The 4,719-nt window shown below is 30.1% G+C and carries 6 protein-coding genes; 5 read left to right on the plus strand and 1 reads right to left on the minus strand.

The window, feature by feature from the left end:
• From AB1Z17_RS13580 to AB1Z17_RS13600, 5 genes are all read left to right on the plus strand, one after another.
• The coding region (locus AB1Z17_RS13580; protein ID WP_368052308.1) for a translocation/assembly module TamB domain-containing protein at positions 1 to 1,125 on the plus strand (1,125 nt) is incomplete at its 5' end.
• A 14-nt stretch (positions 1,126 to 1,139) separates the two neighbouring features.
• Complete coding sequence (locus AB1Z17_RS13585) at positions 1,140 to 2,042, plus strand: NDP-sugar synthase (protein ID WP_368052309.1); 903 nt, start codon at positions 1,140 to 1,142, stop codon at positions 2,040 to 2,042.
• 61 nt (positions 2,043 to 2,103) lie between these two features.
• Positions 2,104 to 3,090, plus strand: coding sequence for a 6-phosphofructokinase (gene pfkA / locus AB1Z17_RS13590; protein ID WP_368052310.1), 987 nt, complete (start codon positions 2,104 to 2,106; stop codon positions 3,088 to 3,090).
• A 35-nt stretch (positions 3,091 to 3,125) separates the two neighbouring features.
• Entirely contained in the window at positions 3,126 to 4,118 is a 993-nt protein-coding gene (gene gap, locus AB1Z17_RS13595) for a type I glyceraldehyde-3-phosphate dehydrogenase (RefSeq protein ID WP_368052311.1), read from the plus strand.
• Positions 4,119 to 4,160: 42 nt separating this feature from the next.
• Positions 4,161 to 4,523, plus strand: a complete 363-nt coding sequence (locus AB1Z17_RS13600) for a methylglyoxal synthase (RefSeq protein WP_368052312.1) — start codon at positions 4,161 to 4,163, stop codon at positions 4,521 to 4,523.
• 4 nt (positions 4,524 to 4,527) lie between these two features.
• Here AB1Z17_RS13600 and AB1Z17_RS13605 read toward each other — a convergent pair.
• A partial coding sequence (locus AB1Z17_RS13605) for a Rid family hydrolase (RefSeq protein WP_368052313.1) occupies positions 4,528 to 4,719 on the minus strand: 192 nt, incomplete at its 5' end.

Here is a 4,719-nt window from a genome sequence, read left to right on the forward strand (position 1 = left end):
AGTAAAGATGAAGATGCGAATGAAATAGAAAGTAGAAAAGCTTTTATTTCAGAGAAATTAAAGGGTTTATCCCTTAACTTTAATTTAGAAGTAACCAAAGATGCAGAAGTAGAAATGGTACTTGATAAAGCTACAGGAAGTTCTTTAAAAGGTAGTGGAACAGGAAATTTACAAATAGAAATAGATACCAAAGATAAGTTTAATATGTATGGTAATTTTATAGTAGATAATGGTATCTATAATTTTAAATATGGAGGTATAATTAACAAACCATTTAATGTAAAAAAAGGAGGAAGTATCTCTTGGAGTGGAGATCCGTTTACCGCAAATATTAATATTGAAGCCGTGTATAGAGTTTCTGCAAATCCAAAATCACTTTTAGAAAATATTACTGCAAATAGAAAAATACCAATCGATTTAATTACACGTTTTTCAGGTGAATTGTTTGATTCTGAAAGAACATTCGATATAGAAATTCCAAATTCCAGTTCTACAGTAGCTTCTGAGTTAGCCTTTAAATTAAATAGTAATGATGACAACAGTAAAACAAGACATTTTGTATCGTTATTAGCTTCAGGAGCATTTTATAACGAAACCGATTTAAGTGTTAATACAAGTGGTTTGGTTTATGGAACAGCTTCAGATTTACTTTCAAATGCCTTTGATAATATTGTAAATAAAGGAGATAATAAATTTAAACTAAAACCTGTTTACACTTTCGGAGAAAAAAACAGGATAGACAATTTAAATATTAACGATCAGTTTGGTTTTAATTTTGGATACGAAATAAATGACAGAATTTTAATTAACGGGAAAGCAAGTATGCCAGTTGGTTCTAAAGAGCCTACAAGTATAATTGGTGAAGTAACTATAGACTTTTTACTAAATGATGCAGGAACATTAAGATCTTCCATTTTTAATCGTCAAAACGAAATTCAATATTCAGAACAAGATGAAGAAGGTTATACACAAGGAATTGGTATTAACTATCAAATAGATTTTGATAATGGAACAGAATTATTAGAAAAATTAGGATTGAAAAAGAAAAAAGAAATAGATTCTGTAAAAACTGTCAAACCAGTAGTTAAAGAGCTTAAAACAAGAAAATTAATTAATATAAAATAGTAATTTTTTAAAAAATGAACAAACCAACATTAGTAATATTAGCCGCAGGAATAGGAAGTAGGTATGGAGGCTTAAAACAGTTAGATACATTTTCTGAACAAGGTGATACAATCTTAGATTTTTCAATTTATGATGCTATTCAGGCTGGTTTTGGTAAAGTAGTTTTTATCATTAGAAAAAGTATTGAAGCAGATTTTAAAGCCTTTTTTAATCCAAAATTAAAAGGTAAAATTAAGGTTGAATATGTTTTTCAGGAAATAGATAATATTCCAGAAAAATACAAAGATAATAACCGTCAAAAACCTTGGGGAACAGGTCACGCCTTATTAATGGCAAAAGATGTTATTTCAGAAAATTTTGCAGTTATAAATGCTGATGATTTTTATGGAAGAGCGGCATTTATAGGAATTGCTGAGGCACTTAAAAATACTGATAAAGATTCGAGTAATTTTAATATGATGGGCTATGTTCTAAAAAACACAATTTCAGAATATGGTTTTGTTTCTAGAGGAGAGTGTAATGTAAATAAAGACGGATTCTTAACAGGGATTACAGAACGTACACATATTGAAAAAGTTGATGGAATATTAAAATTTAAGGAATCCGATGGTGTTTTAAAACCAATATCAGAGGATACTATAGTTTCTATGAATTTCTTCGGATTTACACCAAAATACTTCGAATTGTCCGAATCTCTTTTCGAAGATTTCTTAAAAGAAAATTATAAAGAACCAAAAGCAGAATTTTTTATTCCGTTGGCAGTTAACCATTTAATTGTTAATAAAATTGCAACAATGCAGGTTCTAAAATCGGATGCAAGATGGTTTGGGGTAACCTACAAAGAAGATAAAGCTTATGTTACTTCAGAAATTCAAAAATTAAAAGATTCAGGAATTTATCCAAAAAATTTATGGTAACAATTAATTTTTTATTTTACTAAATTGCGTCCAAAATTTAAAGTACTTTTGAATTTCACTTATGGGAAAAAAAATTGAAAAAATTGGTGTGCTTACCTCAGGAGGTGATGCGCCAGGAATGAATGCTGCAATTAGAGCAGTTGTAAGAGCATGTGCATATTATAATATTGAATGTGTTGGAATTTATAGAGGTTACCAAGGTTTAATAGAAGGAGATTTTAAAGTGTTAACTGCTAGAAATGTTAGTAATATTATTAACAGAGGAGGTACTATCTTAAAAACTGCCAGATCTAAAGAATTTAGAACAAAAGAAGGTAGGGAGAAAGCATATCAACAAATAAAAAAAGCTGAAATTGATGCTTTAGTTTTAATTGGTGGTGATGGAACATTTACAGGAAGTATGGTTTTTAACGAAGAACATTCTTTGCCTTGTATTGGAATTCCTGGAACGATTGATAATGATATTTTTGGAACTAATTTTACAATTGGTTATGATACAGCTTTAAATACAGTTGTTGATGTAATTGATAAAATTAGAGATACTGCGAGCTCACATAATAGACTGTTTTTTGTTGAAGTAATGGGAAGAGATGCAGGATTTATTGCCTTAAATGCAGGTGTTGGAGCTGGTGCAGAAGAGATTTTAATTCCTGAAGAAGATTTAGGTTTAGAAAGATTATTAGAATCTTTAAAAAGAACCAAAAGATCAGGTAAATCATCTAGTATTGTTGTAGTTTCTGAAGGAGATAAAATTGGAAAAAATGTATTTGAATTAGCTGATTATGTTGAAGAAAATTTACCTCAGTACGAAGTAAGAGTTTCTGTATTAGGTCATATGCAGCGAGGAGGAGCTCCAAGTTGTTTTGATCGTGTTTTAGCAACTAGATTAGGCGTAAAAGCGGTTGAATTATTATTGGATGGAAAGTCTAACTTAATGGTAGGTTTAATTAATAATAAGGTAGAAACAACTGAATTGGATCAAGCTGTAAAAGGGCATCACGAAATAAACAAAGAATTACTGCGTGTTAGCGATATTATGTCGATTTAAAACTACTTTTTTTCAATAAAACCTAATAGAAATAAATGATAAAGATTGGGATTAACGGTTTTGGAAGAATTGGACGATTAGCCTTAAGATCTATTATTAACAGAACAAATGTTGAAGTTGTTGCAATAAATGATTTAATTGATATTCATCAATTAGCGTATTTACTAAAATTTGATTCTGTTCACGGGCGTTTTAAAGGAACTGTAGAGGTTAAAAAAGATGTTTTAATTGTTAATAATAAATCAATAAGAATTACTTCAGAAGCAAAACCAGAAAATATAAAATGGGACGCTTTAGATGTTGATTTTGTTATTGAATCTACTGGCTATTTTACCAGTAAAAATACAGCGGAACTCCATATTAAAGGAGGTGCAAAAAAAGTAGTAATCTCAGCACCATCAAACGATGTTCCAAATTTTGTAATGGGTGTTAACAACACAAAATTATCTAAAAATGATTTAATTTTTTCAAATGCTTCTTGCACCACAAATTGTTTAGCTCCAATTGTTAAGGTTTTAAATGATAATTTTGATATTATTGAAGGTTTGGTAACTACAGTGCATGCTTCAACTTCTAGTCAAAATGTTGTTGATGGTTTTTCAAAGAAATGGAGAAGAGGTAGGGCTGCTTTGAATAATATGATTCCAACTTCTACAAGTGCCTCAGAAACGTTGATTAAAATAATTCCTGAAATGGAAGGAAAAATTTTAGCAATGGCAGTTAGAGTTCCAGTTGTAGATGTTTCGTTAATAGATGTAACAGTTCGGTTAAAAAAAGCAACTTCTTACAATGAAATTAAAGCTGTAATGAAAAATGCTTCACAGAATGAATTAAAAGGAATTTTAGGCTATACAGAAGATGAGGTGGTTTCTCAAGATTTTGTTTCTGAACCAAGAACTTCTGTTTTTGATGCAAATGCAGGAATAGAATTAAATGAAAATTTCTTTAAAATTATTTCTTGGTACGATAATGAGTTTGGATATGCAACTAAATTGGTCGATTTAATTGAGTATTCTGCTTCTCTTTAAAAAAGAATTCTACTACTTTTGTAGAAATTAAAATATAATAATATGGAAATTGCAATTATTGCACACGATGGAAAAAAAACAGAGATGGTTCAGTTTTTAATGGACTTTAAAGCTTTGATAACTTCAAAAAATATAGAATTAATTTCTACAGGAACAACTGGTAAAAATGCAGAAAAAGCAGGGTTTAAAGTAGAGAAATTTCTTTCAGGACCTTATGGAGGTGATGCTCAAATTGCTGCACGTGTTGCAGAAGGTAAAACGGCTATGGTGTTCTTTTTTAGAGATCCGCTTGGAATGCATCCACATGAACCAGACATTGCCATGTTAATGCGTTTGTGCGATGTTCACGATGTTCCATTAGCAACAAACCCAGCAACAGCAGAACTTTTAATTAGATCTATTTAAGCTATTATTTTATAGCAATCATAGAGATTTCAACATTTACAAATTTAGGCAAGTTTGCAACTTCAACCGTTTCACGGGCTGGAGCAGTTTCTGAATTAAAATAACTTCCATAAACTTCGTTAATTTCTGTAAAATCGTTCATGTTTGAAATAAAGATGGAAGTTTTTACAACATTTTCAAAAGTCATTTCTGCTGC

The sequence above is a fragment of the Lutibacter sp. genome (assembly GCF_040883305.1).
Classification (GTDB): domain Bacteria; phylum Bacteroidota; class Bacteroidia; order Flavobacteriales; family Flavobacteriaceae; genus Lutibacter.